The sequence below is a fragment of the Tepidimonas alkaliphilus genome (assembly GCF_007556595.1).
GTDB lineage: Bacteria > Pseudomonadota > Gammaproteobacteria > Burkholderiales > Burkholderiaceae_C > Tepidimonas > Tepidimonas alkaliphila.
In genome coordinates this window covers 60,694-80,891 of the sequence record NZ_VJNB01000002.1, presented here as the reverse complement: position 1 = coordinate 80,891, position 20,198 = coordinate 60,694, and the positions used below count along the sequence as shown (strand labels likewise).

The 20,198-nt window shown below is 71.6% G+C and carries 16 protein-coding genes and 1 pseudogene; 12 read left to right on the top strand and 5 right to left on the bottom strand.

Translation table 11 applies throughout. The features are described 5' to 3' along the window. Nucleotides 1–4 precede the first annotated feature (4 nt). The 3 genes from Talka_RS02505 to Talka_RS02495 all read left to right on the top strand — a co-directional run bounded on the left by Talka_RS02505 (nucleotide 5) and on the right by Talka_RS02495 (nucleotide 1,811). Nucleotides 5–952, top strand: a complete 948-nt coding sequence (locus tag Talka_RS02505) for a hydroxymethylglutaryl-CoA lyase (RefSeq protein WP_143889755.1) — start codon at nucleotides 5–7, stop codon at nucleotides 950–952. Continuing rightward, a complete protein-coding gene (locus Talka_RS02500) occupies nucleotides 949–1,236 on the top strand; it encodes a DUF1289 domain-containing protein (RefSeq protein ID WP_246100536.1) in 288 nt (95 codons plus the stop codon). Before Talka_RS02505 ends, Talka_RS02500 begins: the two co-directional genes overlap by 4 nt. 128 nt (nucleotides 1,237–1,364) lie before the next feature. Then, the gene (locus Talka_RS02495; protein WP_143889538.1) at nucleotides 1,365–1,811 is read left to right on the top strand and encodes a universal stress protein; all 447 of its coding nucleotides are present in this window, start codon (nucleotides 1,365–1,367) and stop codon (nucleotides 1,809–1,811) included. On the opposite strand, the gene Talka_RS02490 is transcribed toward Talka_RS02495, so the two are convergent. Next, nucleotides 1,792–2,346: a thioredoxin family protein gene (locus Talka_RS02490; RefSeq protein ID WP_143889537.1), complete on the bottom strand. Its 555-nt coding sequence runs from the start codon at nucleotides 2,344–2,346 to the stop codon at nucleotides 1,792–1,794. The genes Talka_RS02495 and Talka_RS02490 overlap by 20 nt on opposite strands. Nucleotides 2,347–2,483: 137 nt before the next feature. Here Talka_RS02490 and uvrA point away from each other — a divergent pair, with 137 nt between their 5' ends. Next, nucleotides 2,484–8,315, top strand: a complete 5,832-nt coding sequence (uvrA, locus tag Talka_RS02485; protein WP_143889536.1) for an excinuclease ABC subunit UvrA — start codon at nucleotides 2,484–2,486, stop codon at nucleotides 8,313–8,315. On the opposite strand, the pseudogene Talka_RS02480 reads toward uvrA, so the two are convergent. The 4 genes and pseudogenes from Talka_RS02480 to Talka_RS02470 form a co-directional block, all read right to left on the bottom strand. Next, nucleotides 8,307–8,607, bottom strand: a pseudogene (locus Talka_RS02480) (addiction module antidote protein). The gene uvrA and the pseudogene Talka_RS02480 overlap by 9 nt on opposite strands. After that, entirely contained in the window at nucleotides 8,604–8,759 is a 156-nt protein-coding gene (locus tag Talka_RS02475; protein ID WP_221933838.1) for a type II toxin-antitoxin system RelE/ParE family toxin, read from the bottom strand. The pseudogene Talka_RS02480 and the gene Talka_RS02475 overlap by 4 nt, the downstream one beginning before the upstream one ends. Before the next feature lie 13 nt (nucleotides 8,760–8,772). After that, complete coding sequence (locus Talka_RS11890) at nucleotides 8,773–9,216, bottom strand: hypothetical protein (RefSeq protein ID WP_185970038.1); 444 nt, start codon at nucleotides 9,214–9,216, stop codon at nucleotides 8,773–8,775. Further along, a complete protein-coding gene (locus Talka_RS02470) occupies nucleotides 9,146–9,583 on the bottom strand; it encodes a winged helix-turn-helix domain-containing protein (protein ID WP_143889534.1) in 438 nt (145 codons plus the stop codon). Before Talka_RS02470 ends, Talka_RS11890 begins: the two co-directional genes overlap by 71 nt. Before the next feature lie 118 nt (nucleotides 9,584–9,701). Between Talka_RS02470 and modA the strand changes: the two genes are divergently transcribed. The 8 genes from modA (at nucleotide 9,702) to Talka_RS02430 (ending at nucleotide 20,179) form a co-directional block, all read left to right on the top strand. Next, nucleotides 9,702–10,502, top strand: coding sequence for a molybdate ABC transporter substrate-binding protein (gene modA / locus Talka_RS02465; RefSeq protein WP_221933837.1), 801 nt, complete (start codon nucleotides 9,702–9,704; stop codon nucleotides 10,500–10,502). A gap of 12 nt (nucleotides 10,503–10,514) precedes the next feature. After that, nucleotides 10,515–11,168 (top strand): molybdate ABC transporter permease subunit, encoded by a 654-nt coding sequence (gene modB / locus Talka_RS02460; RefSeq protein WP_342781036.1) that lies wholly within the window; start codon nucleotides 10,515–10,517, stop codon nucleotides 11,166–11,168. A 10-nt stretch (nucleotides 11,169–11,178) separates the two neighbouring features. Beyond that, a complete protein-coding gene (locus Talka_RS02455) occupies nucleotides 11,179–12,330 on the top strand; it encodes an ABC transporter ATP-binding protein (protein WP_143889531.1) in 1,152 nt (383 codons plus the stop codon). 80 nt (nucleotides 12,331–12,410) lie between these two features. Continuing rightward, nucleotides 12,411–15,755, top strand: coding sequence for an MHYT domain-containing protein (locus tag Talka_RS02450; RefSeq protein ID WP_143889530.1), 3,345 nt, complete (start codon nucleotides 12,411–12,413; stop codon nucleotides 15,753–15,755). A 22-nt stretch (nucleotides 15,756–15,777) separates the two neighbouring features. After that, nucleotides 15,778–16,833, top strand: a complete 1,056-nt coding sequence (locus Talka_RS02445; protein ID WP_143889529.1) for an HD-GYP domain-containing protein — start codon at nucleotides 15,778–15,780, stop codon at nucleotides 16,831–16,833. Nucleotides 16,834–16,985: 152 nt separating this feature from the next. Further along, nucleotides 16,986–18,605 carry a methyl-accepting chemotaxis protein gene (locus Talka_RS02440; RefSeq protein ID WP_143889528.1) on the top strand — a complete coding sequence of 540 codons (1,620 nt, stop codon included), beginning with the start codon at nucleotides 16,986–16,988 and terminating at the stop codon, nucleotides 18,603–18,605. Continuing rightward, nucleotides 18,589–19,002 carry a hypothetical protein gene (locus Talka_RS02435; protein ID WP_342781019.1) on the top strand — a complete coding sequence of 138 codons (414 nt, stop codon included), beginning with the start codon at nucleotides 18,589–18,591 and terminating at the stop codon, nucleotides 19,000–19,002. The genes Talka_RS02440 and Talka_RS02435 overlap by 17 nt, the downstream gene beginning before the upstream one ends. A gap of 79 nt (nucleotides 19,003–19,081) precedes the next feature. Further along, nucleotides 19,082–20,179 (top strand): YeeE/YedE family protein, encoded by a 1,098-nt coding sequence (locus Talka_RS02430; RefSeq protein WP_143889527.1) that lies wholly within the window; start codon nucleotides 19,082–19,084, stop codon nucleotides 20,177–20,179. The last annotated feature ends 19 nt before the right edge of the window (nucleotides 20,180–20,198 follow it).

The following is a 20,198-nucleotide window of genomic DNA, read 5'->3' as shown; positions in this document are numbered from 1 at the left end:
CGGCATGAGCCTGGCCTGCCTTCCTGCCCGCGTGCGCCTCGTCGACGTCAGCCCGCGCGACGGGCTGCAAAACGAGCGCCAGCCGGTGCCGACCGAGGTCAAGATCGAGCTCGTGCACCGGCTGCAGGCCGCCGGCCTGCGCGAGATCGAGGTTACCAGCTACGTCAGCCCGAAGTGGGTGCCGCAGATGGCGGACAACCGCGCGGTGATGGCGGGCCTCCAGCGCCAGCCCGGCGTGCGCTATGCGGTGCTGGTGCCGAACCTCAAGGGGCTGGAAGCGGCGCTGGCCGACCGGCCCGACGAGATCGTGGTGTTCGGCGCCGCCAGCGAGGCGTTCAGCCAGAGGAACATCAACTGCTCGATCGCCGAGAGCATCGAGCGCTTCGCCCCGGTGGTCGAGCAGGCGCGCGCCGCCGGGGTGGCGGTGCGCGGCGCGATCAGCTGCGCGGTCGGCTGCCCGTATGAAGGTGAGGTGGCCCCGGCGCGCGTCGGCGAGGTGGCGCGCCGCTTCAAGGCGATCGGCGTGCAGCGCGTGGACGTGGCCGACACCATCGGCGTCGGCACCCCGCGGAAGGTGCAGCGCGCGCTGGAGGCGGTGCTGGCGCACTACGATCTCGACCACGTCAGCGGCCACTTCCACGACACCTACGGCCAGGCGCTGGCCAACACGCTGGCGGCGCTGCAGCTGGGGGTGTGGAACTTCCAGTCCTCGGTGGGCGGGCTGGGCGGCTGCCCGTACGCCCGTGGGGCCACCGGCAACGTCGCCACCGAGGACGTGGTCTATCTGCTGCACGGCCTGGGTCTCGACACCGGCATCGATCTGGAGGCGCTGGCCGAGACCGGCGCCTGGATCAGCGAACGGCTGGGCCGCCCGAGCGGCTCGCGCGCCGGGCGCGCGCTGCTGGCGCGGCGGGCGGTTGCCTGCGGGGCCAATGGAGGGGGCCAGCGGTGACGACAGCCCGCGAGCCCGCGGCGCCGCAAGCCGGGTCGCACCCTGCGGCTGATTCGCAGCCGGTCACCCTGGAGGCCGCCCGCCGCCGCCGGCCTGATCAGGGCCTTTGGCCTTCGCCCTGCGTCGGCGTATGCCGCCTGGACGAGGCGCGCGGATGGTGCGCGGGCTGCTGGCGCACGCTGGAGGAAATCACCGTTTGGCGCAGCGCCGACGACGCCACGCGGCAGCGCATCTGGGCGGCGCTGGAGGCTCGCCAGCGCCTGGCGACCTCCGCATCTCGCTGAGCGGCCGCGGGTTTGATCCAGCGCAAAGGTCGGCGATGCGCTTGGCGTGCCGTCATCGATCGGACAGCGCAAGAAACCCGCGCTCGGCTAAGATGCTTGTCCGAACCATCCGTTGAGGAGGCTCATCGATGTTCAGGAAAATTCTGGTTCCCGTGGATGGCTCGCAGCTGTCGCAAGCCGCCGGCGAATTCGCCGCCGACCTGGCGCGCCAGCATGGCGCGCAGGTGATCGGCGTCTATGTCATCGACCCGTTCCCGTACATCGGCATCGGCGACGCCTCCGCCGTGGGGCTGCAGGCCTACCTGGCCGAGGCCAAGGCCGCCGCGACGCAAGCGCTGGAGGCGCTGCGCCAAGCGTGCGAGCGGCGCGGCGTACCCTTTGCCGGCGCCACGATCGAGCGCAACGTGGTCTATGAAGGCATCCTGGAAACCTGCGAGGCCGAGGGCTGCGATCTGATCGCCATGGCCTCGCATGGGCGCAAGGGCGTGCAGGCGCTGATCCTCGGCAGCGTGGCGCAAAAAGTGCTCACGCACGCCAAGGTGCCGGTGCTGGTGGTCAAGCCTGCCGCCACTTGATCGAGCAGCCGATGCTGGCGACCTGCTCGCGCGGGCCTTGGCCCGTGGCAGCGATCAGCTTCATCGCCTCCAGCAGGTCGCACGGCGTGCCTTCTGGCGCCGCCTCCTTGCGCGAGGCGTCGAAGCGCCCGCGATATTGCAGCTCGTCGGCGGCGTTGAAGCCGAAGAAGTCCGGCGTGCACACCGCGCCCCAGGCGCGCGCCACGTCCTGCGACTCGTCATACAAATACGGGAACGGAAAGTCGCGCTCGCGCGCCACGCGCTGCATTTGCTCAAACGAATCCTCGGGGTAGGCGGCGGCGTCGTTCGACGAGATCGCCGCCACGCCGATGCCGAGCTCCCGCAGCTGGCGCGTCACCGGCACCAGCCGCGGCAGAATCGCCTGCACGTAGGGGCAGTGGTTGCAGATGAACATCACCAGCGTGCCCTTGGGGCCGCGCACGTCCTCGTAACGCCAGCGCCGGCCATCGACGCCGGGCAGGTCAAAACCTGGGGCTTTCCAGCCAAAGTCGCAGACGGGGGGAATGGCTGCCATCGTTCGTTGCTCCTTGTCGCGGAAACGTCGTGACAGCCGTGCAGTGTAGCGGCCTGCGCCGCGGCTTGCAGCCTGTCGCGCAAGGGTCAACGGCGTCTTTCTAGAATGTTGGGCCTTTGCTCGCTGCCGTTTGCGTCATGACCGCGCGTCCCGCCCTGCCGTCCGCCGACCCGACCCCGCCCGACGACGAGGGCCGCCCGCTGCAGGGCGTCATCCGCATCCGCGGCGCGCGCCAGCACACGCTCAAGAACCTCGACCTCGACCTGCGCACCGGCGAGATCACCGTCGTCACCGGCGTGTCCGGCTCCGGCAAGTCGTCGCTGGTGTTCGACACCCTGTTCGCGGAAGGGCAGCGGCGCTACGTCGAGACGTTTTCGGCCTACGCGCGGCAGTTTCTCGACCGCATGGACAAGCCGGCGGTCGATCGCATCGAGGGCGTGCCGCCGGCCATCGCGATCGACCAGGTCAACCCGGTGCGCAACTCGCGCTCCACGGTCGGCACGATGACCGAACTGAACGACCACCTCAAGCTGCTGATGGCGCGCGCCGGGCGGCTGTTCGACCGCGTCACCGCGCAGGAGGTGCGCCCGGACACGCCGGCCAGCATCGCCGCCGACGTGCGCGCGCGCGCCGCGGCGGCGGGCGACCCGCGGCTGGTGGTGACGTTCGCGGCGCGCATGCCGGCCGACACCCCGGACGACACGGTGCAGCAATGGCTGGCCGCCGGCGGCTGGACGCGCGTGCAGCACGACGAGGTGCAGGGCGGCGCGCGCGTGCTGGAGGTGGTGGTCGACCGCTTCCGCGCCGCCGCGGTGGAGCCGGCGCGCCTGCTGGAGGCGCTGCAGACTGCACTGCGCCATGGCGGCGGGCGCCTGACGGTGTGGGCGCAGGACGGCGACGGCTGGCAGCGCTGGCGCTACTCCGAGGGCTGGCACTGCCCCGACAGCGATGAGCGCTACCAAGCCCCGCGGCCGGCGCTGTTCTCGTTCAACAGCCCGGCGGGGGCCTGCGAGACCTGCCGCGGCTTCGGGCGCGTCATCGGCGTGGACTGGGATCTGGTGATCCCGGACCCGAAGCTGACGCTGCGCGCCGGCGCGATCAAGCCGATCCAGACCCCGGCCTTTCGCGAATGCCAGGACGACCTGCTGCGCCATGCGGAGGCGGCGGGCATCCCGCGCGACACGCCATGGTCGCACCTGAGCGAGGCGCAGCGCCGCTGGGTGCTGGAGGGCGACCCGGCCTTCAGCGGCGACTGGCAGCGCCAGTGGTACGGCATCCGGCGCTTCTTCGACTACCTGGAGAGCAAAGCCTACAAGATGCACATCCGCGTGCTGCTGTCCAAGTACCGCAGCTACACGGAGTGCCCGGCCTGCCGCGGCGCGCGTCTCAAGCCCGAGGCGCTGCTGTGGCGCGTCGGCACGCAGGCCGACGCCGACGCCGTGCTGCCGCCGGCGCAGCGCTTCATGCCAAGCGGGGTGGCGTGGAGCCGTGACCAGCTGGAGGCGCTGCCGGGCCTGTGCCTGCACGACCTGATGCGGCTGCCGATCGGGCGGCTGCGCGCCTTCATGGAGCGGCTGGCGGCGGGGCTTGGGCCCGAGCGCGGCGCCGACGCGCAGGCGCTGCGGCTGGTGCTCGACGAGATCCTGGCGCGGCTGCGCTACCTCGGCGAGGTGGGGCTGGACTACCTGACGCTGGAACGGCAGAGCCGCACGCTCTCCGGCGGCGAGGTGCAGCGCATCAACCTGACCACGGCGCTGGGCACGTCGCTGGTGCACACGCTGTTCGTGCTCGATGAGCCCTCCATCGGCCTGCACCCGCGCGACCTCGAGCGCATCAACCGCGCGATGGCGCGCCTGCGCGACGCCGGCAACACGCTGGTCGTCGTCGAGCACGATCCGGCGGTGATGCTGGCCGCCGACCGCATCCTCGACATGGGCCCCGGGCCGGGCGAGCAGGGCGGGCGCATCGTCTTCGACGGCACGCCGGCGCAGCTGCTGCGCGCCGACACGCTCACCGCGCAATATTTGAGCGGGCGGCGCCAGATCGGCTTCGGCGTCAAGCGCGCCGTCACCGACGCCACGCCGAAGCTGATCGTGCAGGGCGCGCGCCAGCACAACCTGCAGGGGCTGGACGTGGCGATCCCGCTGCAGCGGCTGGTGGTCGTCACCGGCGTGTCGGGTTCCGGCAAATCGACGCTGGTGCAGGACATCCTGGCCCCGGCGCTGCGGCGCCACTTCGGCCAGCCGACCGAGGCGCCCGGCGCGCACGACGCGCTGCTCGGCGCCGACTGGCTGCAGGACGTGGTGTTCGTTGACCAGTCGCCGCTGGGCAAGACGGCGCGCTCCAACCCGGTCAGCTACGTCGGCGCCTGGGATCCGATCCGCGCCTTGCTGGCGGCAGCGCCGCTGGCGGTTTCGCGCGGCTGGACGGCGGCCAAGTTCAGCTTCAACACCGGCGACGGGCGCTGCCCGACCTGCGGCGGCTCGGGCTTCGAGCACGTCGAGATGCAGTTCCTCTCCGACGTCTATCTGCGCTGCCCGGACTGCGGCGGCGCCCGCTACCGCCCCGAGGTGCTGGAGGTGACGCTGGAGCGCGGCGGGCGCACGCTCCACGTGGCCGACATCCTGGAGCTGACGGTGGCGCAGGCCGTGCGGCTGTTCGCCGACGACCTCGACGTGGTGCGCGCGTTGCAGCCGTTGTTGGACGTGGGGCTGGACTATCTGCGGCTCGGCCAGCCGCTGCCGACGCTGTCGGGCGGCGAGGCGCAGCGGCTCAAGATCGCCGGCCACCTGGCCGAGGCCGCTGCGCGGCGCGCGGCGCCGTCCGGGCTTCGCGGCGCCCGCCGCGCGGCCCCGTGGGTCGCGCCGACGCGCGGCACGCTGTTCCTGCTCGATGAGCCGACCACCGGGCTGCACTTCGACGACATCGCCAAGCTGATGCGCGCGCTGCGCAAGCTGCTGGAAGCCGGGCACTCGCTGGTCATCATCGAGCACAACCTCGACGTCATCCGCGCCGCCGACTGGGTGATCGACCTCGGCCCCGAGGGCGGCGACGGCGGCGGGCGGCTGGTGTTCGCCGGTACGCCGGAGGATCTGCGCGTGCACCCCACCAGCCACACCGGCGCGGCGCTGCGCGCCTACGCCGAGGCGCTGGGCGCGGCGCAGCGCGTGGCTGAATCCGGCGCCGCCTGGCCGCAGGCCGCCCCCGCGCGGCCCGCCGCGCCGCAGGCGGTGCAGATCGTGCACGCGCGCGAGCACAACCTGCAAGGCGTCAGCGTCACCATCCCGCATGGGCGTTTCACCGTCGTCACTGGGGTGTCCGGCTCCGGCAAATCGACGCTGGCGTTCGACATCCTGTTCCAGGAAGGCCAGCGCCGCTACCTGGAAAGCCTCAACGCCTACGCGCGCAGCATCGTGCAGCCGCCCGGGCGGCCCGACGTCGATGCCGTCTGGGGCATCCCGCCGACGGTGGCGATCGAGCAGCGCTTAAGCCGCGGCGGGCGCAAGTCCACCGTCGGCACCGTCACCGAAATCTGGCATTACCTGCGGCTGCTGTGGGTCAAGCTCGGCGTGCAGCACTGCGTGCACGACGGCGCCGCGGTGCAGCCGCAAAGCGCCGACGGCATCGCCGCGCAGCTGCTGCGCCGCCACCGCGGCCAGCCGATCGCGCTGCTGGCGCCGCTGGTGGTGGCGCGCAAGGGGCTCTACACCGAATGGGCGCAGTGGGCGGCGCAGCGCGGCATCACCCACCTGCGGGTGGACGGCGCCTTCGTGCCGGTGCAGCCGTTTCCGCGCCTGGACCGCTACAAGGAGCACACGGTGGAGCTGCCGGTGGCGGTGCTCGCGCCCGATCCGGCGCAGGAGGAGGCGCTGCGCGGCGCGCTGCGGCAGGCGCTGCAGCATGGCCGCGGCGTGGTGCACGTGCTGGCCGGCGTGGCGGGGCTGGAGGCGCTGAGCCCGGGCGCGCCCGGCCCGGTGGGCGGCGCGGTGCAGGTGTATTCCACCCAGCGCGCCTGCCCGGTTTGCGGCACCAGCTACCCGCAGCCCGATCCGCGCCTGTTCTCCTACAACAGCCCGCACGGCTGGTGCCCGGACTGCGTCGGCACCGGGCTGAAGCTGACGCGCGCGCAGCGCGAGCTGCTCGACGACCGGCGCGCCGGCGACGAGCGGGGCCGCGCGCGCACGCTGGCCGAGCCGGAGCTGGACGACCTCGCCGACGAGCCGTGCCCGAGCTGCGGCGGCGCGCGCCTGAACCCGGTGGCGCGCGCGGTGCGCTTCCGCGGCCAGTCGATCGCCGATGTGGGGCGCCTGACGCTGGAGGCGCTCGCGGACTGGGTGGCGGCGCTGCGCGCCCCGGGCGCGCTGGATGAGCGCGAAGCCGCCATCGCGCGCGACCTGCTGAGCGAGATCGAGGCGCGGGTGGGCTTCCTGCGCCGCGTCGGGCTCGGCTACCTGACCTTGGACCGCGGCGCGCCGACGCTGTCGGGCGGCGAGGCCCAGCGCATCCGCCTGGCCGCGCAGCTCGGCAGCAGCCTGCAGGGCGTGTGCTACGTGCTGGACGAGCCGACCATCGGCCTGCACCCGCGCGACAACCGCATCCTGCTGGACGCGCTGCACGAGCTGCGCGCGCACGGCAACACGCTGGTGGTGGTCGAGCACGACGAGGACACCATCCGCCGCGCCGACCACGTCATCGACATGGGGCCGGGCGCCGGGCGGCAGGGCGGGCGCGTCGTCGCGCAGGGCACGCTGGCCGACGTGATGGCCGCGCCCGAGTCCCTCACTGGCCGCTACCTGGCGCAGGCGATGCGCCACCCGTTCCAGCCGCGCCGAGCGGTGGACGAGTCCACCCCGAGCCTGTGGGTGCGCGGCGCGCAGCGCCACAACCTGCAGCGGCTGGACGTGCGCGTGCCGCTGGGCCGGCTGGTGGTGGTCACCGGGGTGTCGGGCTCCGGCAAATCGACGCTGGCGCGCGAGGTGCTGCTGGCCAACCTGCAGCGCGCGCTGGCCGCGCCGCCGCCCGAGCCCACGCCGGGCCGCGGGCGGCGCCGGGCCGCCGCCACCGGCCCCGTCTGGAGCGGCTGCGACGCGCTGGAGGGCTGGGCGCAGGTGCAGCGCGTGCTGGAGGTCGATCAGACCCCGATCGGCAAGACGCCGCGCTCCTGCCCCGCCACCTACGTCGGCTTCTGGGACGCGATCCGGCGGCTGTTCGCCGACACGCTGGAGGCGCGCGCGCGCGGCTGGGGCCCGGGGCGCTTCAGCTTCAACGGCGGCGAGGGCCGCTGCCCGGTCTGCGAAGGGCAGGGCCTGCGCACCATCGAGATGGCCTTCCTGCCCGACGTCAAGGTGCCGTGCGAGGCGTGCGGCGGCGCGCGCTTCAACGACGAGACGCTGACGGTGACGTGGCGCGGCAAGACCATCGGCGATGTGCTGGCGATGCCGGTGGACGAGGCGGTGGCGTTCTTCGCCTCCATGCCGGCGATCGCGCAGCCGCTCAAGCTCTTGCAGGACGTGGGGCTGGGTTACCTGACGCTGGGCCAGCCGAGCCCGACGCTGTCGGGCGGCGAGGCGCAGCGCCTCAAGCTCGTCACGGAACTCACCAAGGTGCGCGACGACGTCGGACGGCGCGGCCAGAAGGCACCGCACACGCTCTACGTGCTGGACGAGCCCACCGTCGGCCTGCACATGGCCGACGTCGAGCGCCTGATCCGCGTGCTGCACCGGCTGGTGGACGCCGGCCACAGCGTCGTCGTCATCGAGCACGACCTCGACCTGATCGCCGAGGCCGACTGGATCCTCGACCTCGGCCCCGAAGGCGGCACCGGCGGGGGCCGCCTGGTCGGCGCCGGCACGCCGGAGGAACTGGTGCGCCTCGGCACCCACACCGGGCGGGCGCTCGCGCCGGTGCTGGCGCGGGGGCGAGCGGCGTGCGCCGCCGGGCCTGCGCCGCCCGCACGGGCGTCAGGATGACGTGGCCGGCTGCGCCACCAGCTTGACGCCCAGCGCCTTGCAGACCCGCAGGATGGTGTCGAAGCGCGGGCTCGCCCCCGGGCGCAGGGCCTTGTAGAGCGCCTCGCGGCCAATGCCGGTTTCCTTGGCGATCTGCGTCATGCCGCGCGCGGGCGATCGTGCCCAGCGCCTGCGCCAGTGCCGATGGATCTTCTTCCAGCGCCACCGACAGGTAGGCGGCGATGTCGGCCTCATCGTGCCGGTATTCGGCCGCATCGAACTCGGGCAGGCTGGTGATGTCGAGTTTGTTCATGGGCGATCCTCCACCAGAGACGCGGCAACTCTCTGCGCGGCGGTGATGTCGGCTTGCTGGGTGCTGTTGTTGCCGCTGCCGAGCATGACGATCAGCACGTGGCCGCGCAGGATGTCAGACATCCGCCAGCCGGGGCCGAAGGGCTCGCGCATCGCCCACACGCCTTCACTCACCGGCCGGACGCCCCGGCCGGGCGGCCGCCAGGTCACCTTCCACCGGCAGCGTGAACCGCAGCCGCGCGATCGGCGGGCGGTCGGGTTTTTCCAGACGCACCGATGCGACCCGCAGCTCCCCGCGGCCGTAGCGGGCGATGGCTTCGACCAGCGACGCGGCGTCGCGCACCTGCGCGACCGCGGGGGAGAAAATGAAGCGGCGCGGCTCGTCCGGTCCGGCCTCGGCCCGGCAGAGGCGCGCGGTGCAGGCGCGGGGGGGGGGGGCGAGGAGGTGCCAGCCCTCGATCTCGCGCGGGTTCGGCTGGAAATGCAGCGGCGGGGTCAGGCGCGCGAGGTTATCGGCGTCGGGCCGCTGCGGCGGGACCTCAGGAGCTGGACCCTGGCGCCCCCTCGCCCGGCTCGTCGTTGGCCTCGTCGTCGGTGTCCAGCCCCGCATCCTCGCGGATCAGCGTCAGCAGCTCGCGCAGCGGGGCCTCCACCGCCGCGGCGGCGCGCGCCTCGACGTCGCGGTACAGCGCCAGCACGCGCCGGCCCAGCGGCGTCAGTTCCGCGCCACCGCCGTGGCTGCCGCCGCGCTGCTTGGTCACCAGCGGCTCGACAAAGTCGCGGTTCATCGCCTGCACCAGCGACCAGACGCGTTGGTAGCTCATGCCCAGGCGCCGCCCGGCCTCGGCGATCGAGCCGGTCTCGGCGATACCTTGCAGCACGTCGGCCTTGCCGGGGCCGATCGCCACCGCGTGCTTGACCTGGATGCGAAAGCGCGTGCGCGCTTCCAGCGGCGAGACGTGCAACGTGGGCTTCATGGCAAGGCCATGATACCCTGCTTTGACGTTATGCTTGATGATCGATATCGTTTTGTTAAGATATCAGTCGATTGGCATGCGCCGATTGATTGTTTGAACGACCACCCGAGGAGTCATGATGCCATCTTCGCTGCGCCGTTGGATCACCGTTGCAACCCTGGCGTTGGCTGCCTTTGGCTGGCAGCGCGCCGCGCTGGCCCAATCGGCCCCGGCTGCCCAGCCGACCGTGGCCGCGGCTGCCGACCTCAAGTTTGCGGTGGAGGAGGTCGCCAAGCTGTTCGAGCAGCGCACCGGCCACAAGCTGCGGCTGGTGTTTGGCTCCTCGGGCAACTTCTACTCGCAGATCCTGCAGGGCGCGCCGTTCCATCTGTTCATGTCGGCCGACGAGGACTTTGTTTTCAAGCTCGCCGATGCCGGCAAGACGCTGGACCGCGGCCGGCTCTACGCCTACGGCCGCATCGGCATCATGGTGCCGAAGGGCTCGCCATTGAAGGCGGACGGCGAACTCAAAGATTTGGCTGCGGCGCTGAAAGACGGGCGGCTGCGCAAGTTTGCGATTGCGGCCCCGGACCATGCTCCCTATGGCAAGCGCGCCAAAGAGGCGTTGCAGCACGTGGGCATTTGGGAAGCGATTCAGCCCAAGCTCGTCTATGGCGAAAACATCGCGCAGACGGCGCAGTTTGCCACCTCCGGCTCCACCGAGGGCGGCATCATCGCGCTGTCGCTGGCCAAGGCGCCGCAGGTCGCGGCGCTGGGCGACTTCGCGCTGATTCCCGAATCCTGGCACCAGCCGCTGGCGCAGCGCATGGTGCTGATGAAAGACGCCCCTCAGGCGGTGCGGCAGTTTTACGATTTTCTGGCCACGCCGGAGGCGCAGGCCATCATGGTGCGCTACGGCTTCGCCATGCCGAAGGAGTGAGCCTTGGACTGGATGGCGCTGGCGCTGTCGCTGGAGCTGGCGGCGGCCACCCTGCTGGTGCTGTTGCCGCTGGGCCTGTGGATGGGGCGCTGGCTGGCGCGCGCCAGCTTCGTCGGCAAGTCGCTGGTGGAGGCGGCGGTGGTGCTGCCGCTGGTGCTGCCGCCGACGGTGCTCGGCTACTACCTGCTGGTCTCGCTCGGGGCCGCGTCGCCGCTGGGGGCCTGGATGCTGGAGCACTTCGACATCCGGCTGACGTTCAACTTTCTGGGTTTGCTGATCGCCTCGGTGGTGTTCAACGTGCCGTTCATGGTGCAGCCGATCCAGCGCGCCTTCGAAGCCATCCCGGCCAACCTGACGGAGGCCGCCGCGGTGCACGGCCTGTCGCGCTGGCAGACGCTGTGGCGGGTGGAGCTGCCGCTGGCCTGGCCGGGGATCCTGTCGGCCTCGGTGCTGACTTTCGTGCACACGCTGGGCGAGTTCGGCGTCGTGCTGATGGTCGGCGGCAACATCCCCGGCGAGACCAAGACGATCGCCATCAGCATCTACGACCGCGTGCAGGCGTTCGACCTGGAGGCGGCCGACCGCATGGCGCTGCTGTTGCTGGTGCTGTCGCTGGTGGCGGTGGCGGCGTCGTTTTTTGCCGCGGCGCGCACGGTCAAGCGGTGAGGATCCCGTCATGAGTGGCGCCTTGCACGTCGAAATCGATCAGCACGAGCCGATGCCGCTGCACGGCACGGTGCAGTGCCAGCCCGGCGAGCTGCTGGCGCTGGTGGGCCCCTCGGGCGCGGGCAAGACCTCGCTGCTGCGCTGTCTGGCCGGGCTGATGCGCCCCCAAAGCGGCGTCATCCGCGTCGGCGACGAGGTCTGGGTGGACACGCAGGCCGGGGTGTTCGTGCCGCCGCAGCGGCGCCACGTCGGGCTGGTGTTCCAGAACTACGCGCTGATGCCGCACCTGAGCGCGCTGGACAACGTCGCGCTGGCGCTGCTGCACCGGCCGCGCAGCCAGCGCCGCGCCGAGGCGGCGCGCTGGCTGGAGCACGTGCGGCTGACGCCCGATCAGATGCAGCGCCGGCCCGCCAACCTCTCCGGCGGGCAGCAGCAGCGCGTGGCGGTGGCGCGGGCGCTGGCGCGCCAGCCGCGCCTGCTGCTGCTGGACGAGCCGTTCTCGGCGGTCGATCAGATGAACCGCCAGGGCCTGTATGACCTGCTGGCCGACCTGCGCAAGGATCTGGCGATCCCGATCATCCTCGTGACGCACGACCTGATCGAGGCGCGCCACCTGGCCGACCGGCTGGTGGTGATGGACCAGGGCCAAGTGCTGCAGAGCGGCACGCCGGCGCACATCTACCGCAGCCCGCGCAACGCGCGCGTGGCCGACCTGGTCGGCGTGCAGAACCGCTTCCAGGGCGTCTGGCTCGGCCCGCGCGACGACGCCGACCGCGCCGCCGGCGCCGGCTGGCTGCAGTGGCACCTGGCCGACGGCACGCCCTCGCCGGTGCAGTTGCGCGTGCGCGACAAGGGCAAGATCCCCGCCGGGCAGCGCGTCACCTGGGTGGTGCAGGGCGACGGCCTGCACCTGGACAGCGAACGCGCCGCCGGCAGCTACACCCCCGGCACCTGCGAGCAGGCGCTGGCCACCACCGTGCGCACGGTGCGCAACCTGGGCGAGACGACCATGGCCAGCGCCAGCGTTGACGGCCTGCCGGGGGTGGAGCTGCGGCTGGTGCGCTCCGGCCCGCTGCGCCAGGTGCTGCAGCCGGGCCAGCCGCTGCGCGTCTGGCTGGACTGCGACTGGGTGCACGTGATGCCGACGCGCGGCGCGCGCTGAGGCGTTCAACGGTTGCGGTCGGCGGCCACGCCGCCACGTCGTCTCGCTATGATGGCGGCCTCCAACCAAGGTGAGGCGCAATGCAGAGCTGGCAGCAATGGTTTGCGTGGCGCGACGAGGTCGGGCCGCTGGCGCCGGTCATCTACGATCCCGGCCTGATTGCGCTTTCGGTGCTGATCGCCTGCGCCGGCGGCGTGGCGGCGATGCAGCTGGTCAGCCTGGCGCGGCGGGCTGACCGGTTCGGCCCCGCGGTGGCGCGCGGCGCCTTCGCGCTGGCGTCGCTGGCGCTGGGGGTCAGCGTCTGGGCGATGCACTTCATCGGCATGCTGGCGGCGGATCTATGTCAGCCGGTGCGCTACGACCCTTGGATCACCGCGCTGTCGATGCTGCCCAGCGTGCTGGCCTCTGCGGTGGGGTTGCGGCTGTATGCCCGGCCTCGGGGGCAGGAGCGCCCGGGGCCGCGGGCCATCGTCATGGCCGGCCTTTGGGTCGGCGCCGGCATCGGCGCCATGCACTACAGCGGCATGGCCGCGCTGCGCATGACCAGCACGCTGAAGTATGACCCCGTGGGCTTTGCCCTGTCGATCGTGGTGGCGGTGGGGTTGGCGATCGCCGGGCTGGGCGCGCGCGAAGGATTGCGGCGTCATACCCGACTGCCGGGGCTGGCGGTGGTGGTCATCTCGGGTTGCATCCTGGGCTTGGCCACCAGCGGCATGCACTACACCGCCATGCAGGCGTCGCTGTTCATTGGGCCGGTGGATTTGACCTTTCCGCGCTGGTCGAATCGCCAGATGGAGCTGGCGCTGGCGGTGGCGCTGATCGTGCCAGTGGTGTTTGGGTTTGCGTGGGGCATTCTCGGCATCGCCGCTTATCGCGTCATGGCGCAGCGTCTGGGCGAACGCGAGGCGTTGCTGCGCGACATCATGGACAACCTGCCGGGCGCGGTGGTGCGGCTGCGCGTCAGCCCCGCGTTTGAGCGGCTGCTGGTGTCGCGTTCGCTGCAGGACATCACCGGTCGTCCGTCCAGCGGCTACGAAAGCGGGGAGTGGATGCTGCTGGATCTGGTGCACCCGCAGGATCTGCCCGCCGTGCACGCGCAGCTGGTGGACGTGATCTCGCGCGGCGGGCGTGCGCAAGTGCAGGCGCGCGTGCGGCACGCCCAGCGTGGCTGGCGGTACGTGATGTGGCGGATGGTCGCCGCTGAAGTGCTGCCAGGCGCCCGAACACCTCAAACCGTGGATCTTTATCTGAGGGACATCACCGACGAGCACGAAGCCCGCGCGCGGGAGCGAGACCTGTTGATCGCCATCGACCAGGTGATGGGGCGGGCGGTGCTCTCGCCCGACGGCTACTTCGTCGAGGTCAACGCCAAGCTGGCCGAACTTCTTGGCTACGAGCCCGATGACCTGCGCGGTCGTCCCCATCGCGACGTCTGGACTGACGCCACCCCCGAGGCGGAGGTGGCGGTCTTTTGGGAGGCGCTGCGCCGCGGCGAGGCCCAGCCTGGCGAGTTCGCGCGCCGCACGCGCGACGGGCGTACGGTGTATTTGTCGGGCTGGTATCAACCGATGCTGGACGCCGAGGGCCGCGTCGAGAAGGTGCTCAAGCTGGCCTTTGACGTGACCGAGCGCGTCAAAATGGTGCAGGCCTTGCAGGCTGCGCAGCGCGAGCTGCAAGACGCCCTGGCCAGCCGCAGCGCCTTCTTCGCCAACGTCAGCCACGAGATCCGCACGCCGATGAACGCCATTGTCGGCTTTGCCGAGCTGCTGCGCGAGCGCCTGCCCGACGGCAGCCCCGAGCGCGAGCAGGCGCGCACGATTTTGGAGTCTGCCCGCGCCTTGTTGCGCATCCTCAACGACGTGCTGGATGCGGCCAAGCTGGAGCGCGGCGAGTTCAAAATCGTGGAAGCGCCGTTTCGGCTCGATCGCCTGCTGCACGACTTGGTGTCGCAGTTCGGCGTCATGGCCGCGCGCAAAGGGCTGGATTTGCGGCTGGAGCTTCCCTACGGCGAAGAGTTGGCGCCATGCCGCTTTGGTGACAGCGACCGGGTGCGCCAGATTTTGGTCAACCTGCTGGGCAACGCGCTCAAATTCACCGAAAAAGGACACGTCACGCTGGGCGCGGCGCAAGCGGGGCCGCACGTGCTGCTGTGGGTGGAAGACACCGGCATCGGGATTGCGCCGGAGCGCCAGCGCGCCATCTTCGACCCGTTTGTGCAGGCCGACGCCGGCACCGCGCGCCGCTACGGCGGCACGGGCTTGGGCATGAGCATCGTCAAGCGCCTCACCGAGCTGATGGGCGGGCAGGTCAGCCTCAGCAGCGAAGTCGGGGTCGGCACGCGCGTGGAGGTGCGCCTGCCGCTACCCCCGCGCCCGCAGGCCGACTGCAGCGACACCCCTGCCCCGCCTTCGACGGATCTGCCGACGTTGCCCAGACCGTTGCACGTGCTGGCCGCCGACGACGTGGCGCAAAACCGCGAGCTGCTGCAGCTGCTGCTGCAGCGCGCCGGGCACCGCTGCTTGGTGTTGGACAGCGGTGCGGCGCTGCTGCAGCACTACCAAGACGAGCCCGCGCGCTGGGATGCCGTGCTGCTCGACTTGCACATGCCGGGGCTGGACGGCCTGCAGACGTGCGAGCGGCTGCGCGCGTTCGAGCAGCAGCATGGCCTGCCGCCGGTGCCGGTGTTTGCATTGACCGCCAGCGTGATGGATGACGATCGCCGCGCCGCTCGACGCGCCGGCATGGATGGCTTTTTGGAAAAACCGATCGACCCGCAGGCGCTGGCGCAGGCGTTGCGTCAAGCCGCCTGGCAACGTCATGGCGGGGTCGAAGGCGCTGCCGCGCCGCCCGAGGCGGCCTCATCCGCGCCTGCGCCGCCATCGGCGTTGCTGCCAGTGGCCGATGCCGCGCGCGGGGCGCAGCTGTGGGGTGCGGACTGGCTCGCGCGCGTGGCCCAGTGGGCGCAGCAGATTTCAGCCACTTGGGCCGACGCCGATGGCTGGACGCGCGACGAATGGCACCGGCTCGCCGGGGTGGCGGCCAATCTGGCGCTGCCGCAATTGGCGGCGGCGGCGCGCGCCGCTGAACACGCGCGCCAACAGGGGCAGCCTGCCGACGTCGCGGCGGCCCGCGCCGCCTGGCAGCGCTTGCTGGCATGGTTGGCCGATCAGCCCGGGCCAAGCGCCTCGCCGGCGCCGCAGGCTTGCGCCGCGCCCGCGGCGGGCCCGCTGCCGGCGGAACTGGCGCAGCGGCTGCTGCGCGCCTGCCAGCGCGGCGAAGTCGATGCCGAGGCGCTGGCGGCCTGTCAACAATGGGACGCCGCACGCGCGCAGGATCTGCAGCGAATGTGGGACGATTTCAACTTTGAAGCCGCCGCGCGTGCCGTCCGCGCCTGGATGCAAGCCGAGGCCGCAGCCGACGCCTGAAGCGAGGGAAGGATCAGCCCCGATGAGCGACGCCGCCAACCCAGCCAACCCTTTTGACGCCTGGGCCGAGCTTGATGCGCCGCCGCGCCTGCTGCTGGTGGACGATGAGCCGGCCAACCTGCAGCTGCTGCGCCGCGTGCTGGAGGGGGACTATCGGCTCTCGTTTGCGCGCAGCGGCCCCGAGGCGCTGCAGCGCGCGCGCGAGGTGCAGCCGCGCCTGATTGTGCTGGACGTGATGATGCCGGGCATGACCGGGCACGACGTCATCCGCGCCCTGAAAGCCGATCCGCTGACGGCGGCGATTCCGGTGCTGTTTTGCACCGCGCTCGGCGCCGACGAGGACGAGGCCGCCGGGCTGGCGCTGGGGGCGGTGGATTACGTGACCAAGCCGATCTCGCCGCCGGTGCTGCGCGCGCGCATCCGCACCCACCTGGCGCTGGTGCAGCGCGACGAGGTCGAGCGCACCCGGTTGGAGGTGATCCGCCGCCTGGGCCGCGCGGCCGAGTTCAAGGACAACGAAACCGGCCGCCACGTCATCCGCATGAGCCACACCAGCCGCCTGATCGCCGAGGCGCTGGGCGCGCCGCGCCGCTATTGCGAGACGCTGCTGGCCGCCGCGCCGATGCACGACATCGGCAAGATCGGCGTGCCGGACGCCATCCTGCTCAAGCCCGGCAAGCTCGACGAGACCGAATGGGCCGTGATGCGCCAGCACCCGCAAATGGGCGCCGACATCATCGGCGACGACCCCAGCCCCTTGTTGCAGATGGCGCGCACCATCGCGCTGCAGCACCACGAAAAATGGGACGGCAGCGGCTACCCGCATGGTCTAAAGGGCGAGGCGATCAGCGCCGAGGCGCGCATCGTGGCGGTGGCCGACGTGTTCGATGCGCTGACCAACGCCCGCCCTTACAAGCCCGCCTGGCCGCGCGAGCGGGCGCTGGCGTTCATGCAGGAGCAGTCGGGGCGTCACTTTTGGCCGGACGCGGTGCAGGCGCTGCTGCGCCGGCTGGACGACATCTGGGCGGTGCACCAGACTTGGCGCGACGAGTGGCCCGATGCGCACGAGGCGTCGTGACCGCCCGGATTGATTGCGCACTGCCCTGGCAGGGCGCAAAGCCGACCCTCCTGCTCGGGATTGAGATTTTTTAAAACCATTCGCCTAGAATGGTTACTTAACCGATACCAACACCATCCATCGGACAACCCGGGATTGAGGAGACCAACCCCATGAGCGCCAGTCTAGCTGCGGCGACATCGTCGCGCGCCCTGTCGTTGCCCCCTGCCTCGGGCAGCCAGCCGACTGCATCGGCGGCGGCGTCCGCCGCTGCCAGCGCCTCGGCCGCGGCGTCCCCGCAGGCTGCGCCCCAGCGCCGCGCCATCAGCTTGGCGTGGGGCTGCAACCTGGCGGTGGCGCTGGCGGCGCTGCCGTTGCTGGCCGATGGCGTAGCCCTGGTGCTGGGCGCGGCGCCGCCCGCTTGGCGCTGGGCCGTGGATGTCGCGGTGCTGGCTGGGGTGACCGGCGGCGTGCGCTGGACCCTGGCGGCGCTGCGGCGGCGCGTGCGCCACATCCGGCGTGACATGCTCACCCTCAGCATGGGCGACTTGCGCCAGCGCATCGTGCCCGACGCCGCAGACACGCTGGGCAGCCTGCAGCGGGAACTCGCCATGTTGCAGGCGGCCCTGACCGACATCATCCGTGCCGTGCGGCACGCCAGCAACGAAGTGGTGCACTCGGCCATCGAGGTGGCGCACGGCGCGCACGACGTGGCGGCGCGCGCCGAATCGTCGGCAGCGGCGCTGGAGCAATCCTCCGCGGCGCTGGAGCAGACCTCTTCGACCGCGGCGCACACCGCCGACTTGGTGGCGCAAGCGGCGCAGCTGGCGCAGACCAACGCCACCTCCGCGGCGCGCGGCGGCGAAATCGTGGAGCGGGTGGTGCAGACCATGCGCCGGCTGGAGGAATCCTCCGCGCGCATCCGCGACATCACCGGCGTCATCGACGGCATCGCCTTCCAGACCAACATCCTGGCGCTCAACGCCGCAGTGGAAGCCGCGCGCGCAGGGGAGGCTGGGCGCGGCTTTGCGGTGGTGGCCGGCGAGGTGCGCCAGCTCGCGCAGCGCTCCAGCCAGGCCGCGCGCGAAATCAAAGACCTCATCGAGCGCACCGTGCACGACGTGGCCGCCGGCGTGGAGGTGGTGCGCGGCGTGGGCGGCGTGATGCAAGATATCGTCGCCTCGGCCGAGCGCACGCGCGAGCTGATGGACGAGGTGGCCAACGCCGCGCGCGAGCAGCAGCTGGGCGTCAAGCAAATCGGCGAGGCGGTGCAGGAGCTGGACCGCAACACGCAGCAAAACGCCGCGCTGGCCGAGGAAACCGCCACCGCCTCCGCCGCCCAGCGCGATGCGGCCTTGCGCATGGCTGCGCTGGTCGATGAATTTCGGCTGGCCGGCAGCGGCTCGCAGCACGCCAGCGCGGTGCCGGGGCTGGATGTCGATGCCATCATCGACGCGCACCGGCAATGGAAGGTCAAGCTGCGCGAGGCGATCGAAACCCGCGCGCGCGTGGACACCGACACGCTGCGGCGCGACGACTGCTGCGCGCTGGGCAAGTGGATTTACGGCGAGGGCCGGCAGCGCTTCGGCAGCACGCCGCGTTTTGCCGAGCTGATCGAGCGTCACAAGCATTTCCACGCCGTGGCGGCCAGCGTGGGCGAGGTGATCAACCAGCGCCGCTGGCGCGAGGCGGAAGACGCCATCGCCCCGGGCACGCCGTTTAGCCAGGCCACGCGCGGGGTGGTGCAGGTGCTGGCGGCGGTCAAGCGGCTGGGCTTTGAAGACAAGGCTTGAGCCAACCCCGCCGCGCCACGCCAAGGCGCAGCTGGCGCGCCCCGCCACCGAGACGGCGGTGCTGTGGCTGCACCCGCAGGCGCCGCCCAAGCCGCCGCCGGGCGCCCCGTGCAACGGCTGCGGTGTCTGCTGCGCGTGGCAGCCTTGTCCGCTGGGCTGGCTGGTCTCGCGCCGCAGGCAAGGCCCTTGCGCCGCGCTGCATTGGGATGAACCGACGGCGCGCTACCGCTGTGGGCTGTTGAATGCGGCCACCCCGCAGTCCGGCCTAACGGCCATGCGCCGGGCGTGGCGGCGTTTTTGGCAGGCCGCGGTGGCGCGTTGGATCGCGGCGGGGCGCGGCTGCGACTGCGACGTGCAAACCAAGCCCATGCAAGCCGAACATGGGCGCCAACCTTGACACGCGTCAATCCCGGTCTCGTTCCGCCTTTCAGAATAGGCTGATAGAGGCAAGAACGAAACGACACCGGGGAACGGCCATGGACATGGCGGCTTGGATCGAGCGTTGGGGCGAGCCGACGGTGCTCGCCTGCGGCGGGTTGCTGCTCGGGTTGGGGTTTGGCTTTTTTGGGCAGCGCTCCAAATTCTGCTTGCGCGCGGCGGTGATCGAGTTCTGGCACCGCCGCTTCGGTGACAAGCTGGCGGTGTGGCTGCTGGCCTTTTCCACTGCGGTGGTCACGGTGCAGGGCATGATCCTGCTGGGCTGGCTGGATGTGTCCAGCGCGCGGCAGCTGGCCTCGCGCGGCAGCCTGTCGGGCGCGCTGATCGGGGGGCTGCTGTTCGGGCTGGGCATGGTCATGACGCGCGGCTGCGCCAGCCGCCTGCTGGTGCTGTCGGCCAACGGCAATTTGCGCGCCTTGCTGTCGGGCCTGATTTTTGCCGTCACGGCCCAGGCGTCGCTGTCGGGCGCTTTGGCGCCTTGGCGGGAAGCGATCAGCAACTGGTGGGTGGTGGAGGGGGGCGCCGCGCGCGATCTGCTGGCCTGGATCGGTGGCGGCGCGCGCACCGGCCTGTGGATCGGGTTGGTTTGGATGGCCGCGGCGGTGGCGTTTGCGGTGCGCAGCGGCTGGAGTTTTTGGAAATGGGTGGGCGGCGCGGCCACTGGGCTGATGGTGGCGCTGGCCTGGTGGTTCAGCTACCAGGTGATGGCGCATTCGTTCGAGCCGGTGCAGATCCAGGGCATGACCTTCAGCGGCCCCTCGGCCGAATGGCTGATGCGCGTGCTGGCCGAACCCAACAAGCCGTGGTCGTTTGGCCTGGGGCTCATGCCCGGGGTGTTCCTGGGTTCGCTGGCCGGGGCGTTGCTGGGCCGGGAGTGGAAGCTGGAAGGCTTCGGCGGCGCTTACACCATGCCGCGCTACATCGTCGGCGCGGTGTTGATGGGGTTTGGCTCGATGCTGGCCGGCGGCTGCGCGGTGGGGGCCGGGGTGACCGGCGGGTCGATTTTTGCCTTGACCGCATGGGTCACGCTGGTGGGCATGTGGGTGGGCGGCGGGCTGGCCGACCGCCTGATCGACCGTCCGCAGCCGGCGGCGCAGTCGGGCTCCTGGACCGCCGAGCCGGCGCGGGCGCCGTAATACGCCGAATGGGCGTCGC

Bases quoted from the DNA above. Each gene is read 5' to 3' on its own strand.
- Talka_RS02505 (WP_143889755.1), top strand. From the start codon at position 5: ATGAGCCTGGCCTGCCTTCCTGCCCGCGTGCGCCTCGTCGACGTCAGC.
- Talka_RS02495 (WP_143889538.1), top strand. From the start codon at position 1,365: ATGTTCAGGAAAATTCTGGTTCCCGTGGATGGCTCGCAGCTGTCGCAA.
- Talka_RS02490 (WP_143889537.1), bottom strand. From the start codon at position 2,346: ATGGCAGCCATTCCCCCCGTCTGCGACTTTGGCTGGAAAGCCCCAGGT.
- uvrA (WP_143889536.1), top strand. From the start codon at position 2,484: ATGACCGCGCGTCCCGCCCTGCCGTCCGCCGACCCGACCCCGCCCGAC.
- Talka_RS02475 (WP_221933838.1), bottom strand. From the start codon at position 8,759: ATGCGCGAGCCCTTCGGCCCCGGCTGGCGGATGTCTGACATCCTGCGC.
- Talka_RS11890 (WP_185970038.1), bottom strand. From the start codon at position 9,216: ATGCGGGGCTGGACACCGACGACGAGGCCAACGACGAGCCGGGCGAGG.
- Talka_RS02470 (WP_143889534.1), bottom strand. From the start codon at position 9,583: ATGAAGCCCACGTTGCACGTCTCGCCGCTGGAAGCGCGCACGCGCTTT.
- modA (WP_221933837.1), top strand. From the start codon at position 9,702: ATGCCATCTTCGCTGCGCCGTTGGATCACCGTTGCAACCCTGGCGTTG.
- modB (WP_342781036.1), top strand. From the start codon at position 10,515: ATGGCGCTGGCGCTGTCGCTGGAGCTGGCGGCGGCCACCCTGCTGGTG.
- Talka_RS02455 (WP_143889531.1), top strand. From the start codon at position 11,179: ATGAGTGGCGCCTTGCACGTCGAAATCGATCAGCACGAGCCGATGCCG.
- Talka_RS02450 (WP_143889530.1), top strand. From the start codon at position 12,411: ATGCAGAGCTGGCAGCAATGGTTTGCGTGGCGCGACGAGGTCGGGCCG.
- Talka_RS02445 (WP_143889529.1), top strand. From the start codon at position 15,778: ATGAGCGACGCCGCCAACCCAGCCAACCCTTTTGACGCCTGGGCCGAG.
- Talka_RS02440 (WP_143889528.1), top strand. From the start codon at position 16,986: ATGAGCGCCAGTCTAGCTGCGGCGACATCGTCGCGCGCCCTGTCGTTG.
- Talka_RS02430 (WP_143889527.1), top strand. From the start codon at position 19,082: ATGGACATGGCGGCTTGGATCGAGCGTTGGGGCGAGCCGACGGTGCTC.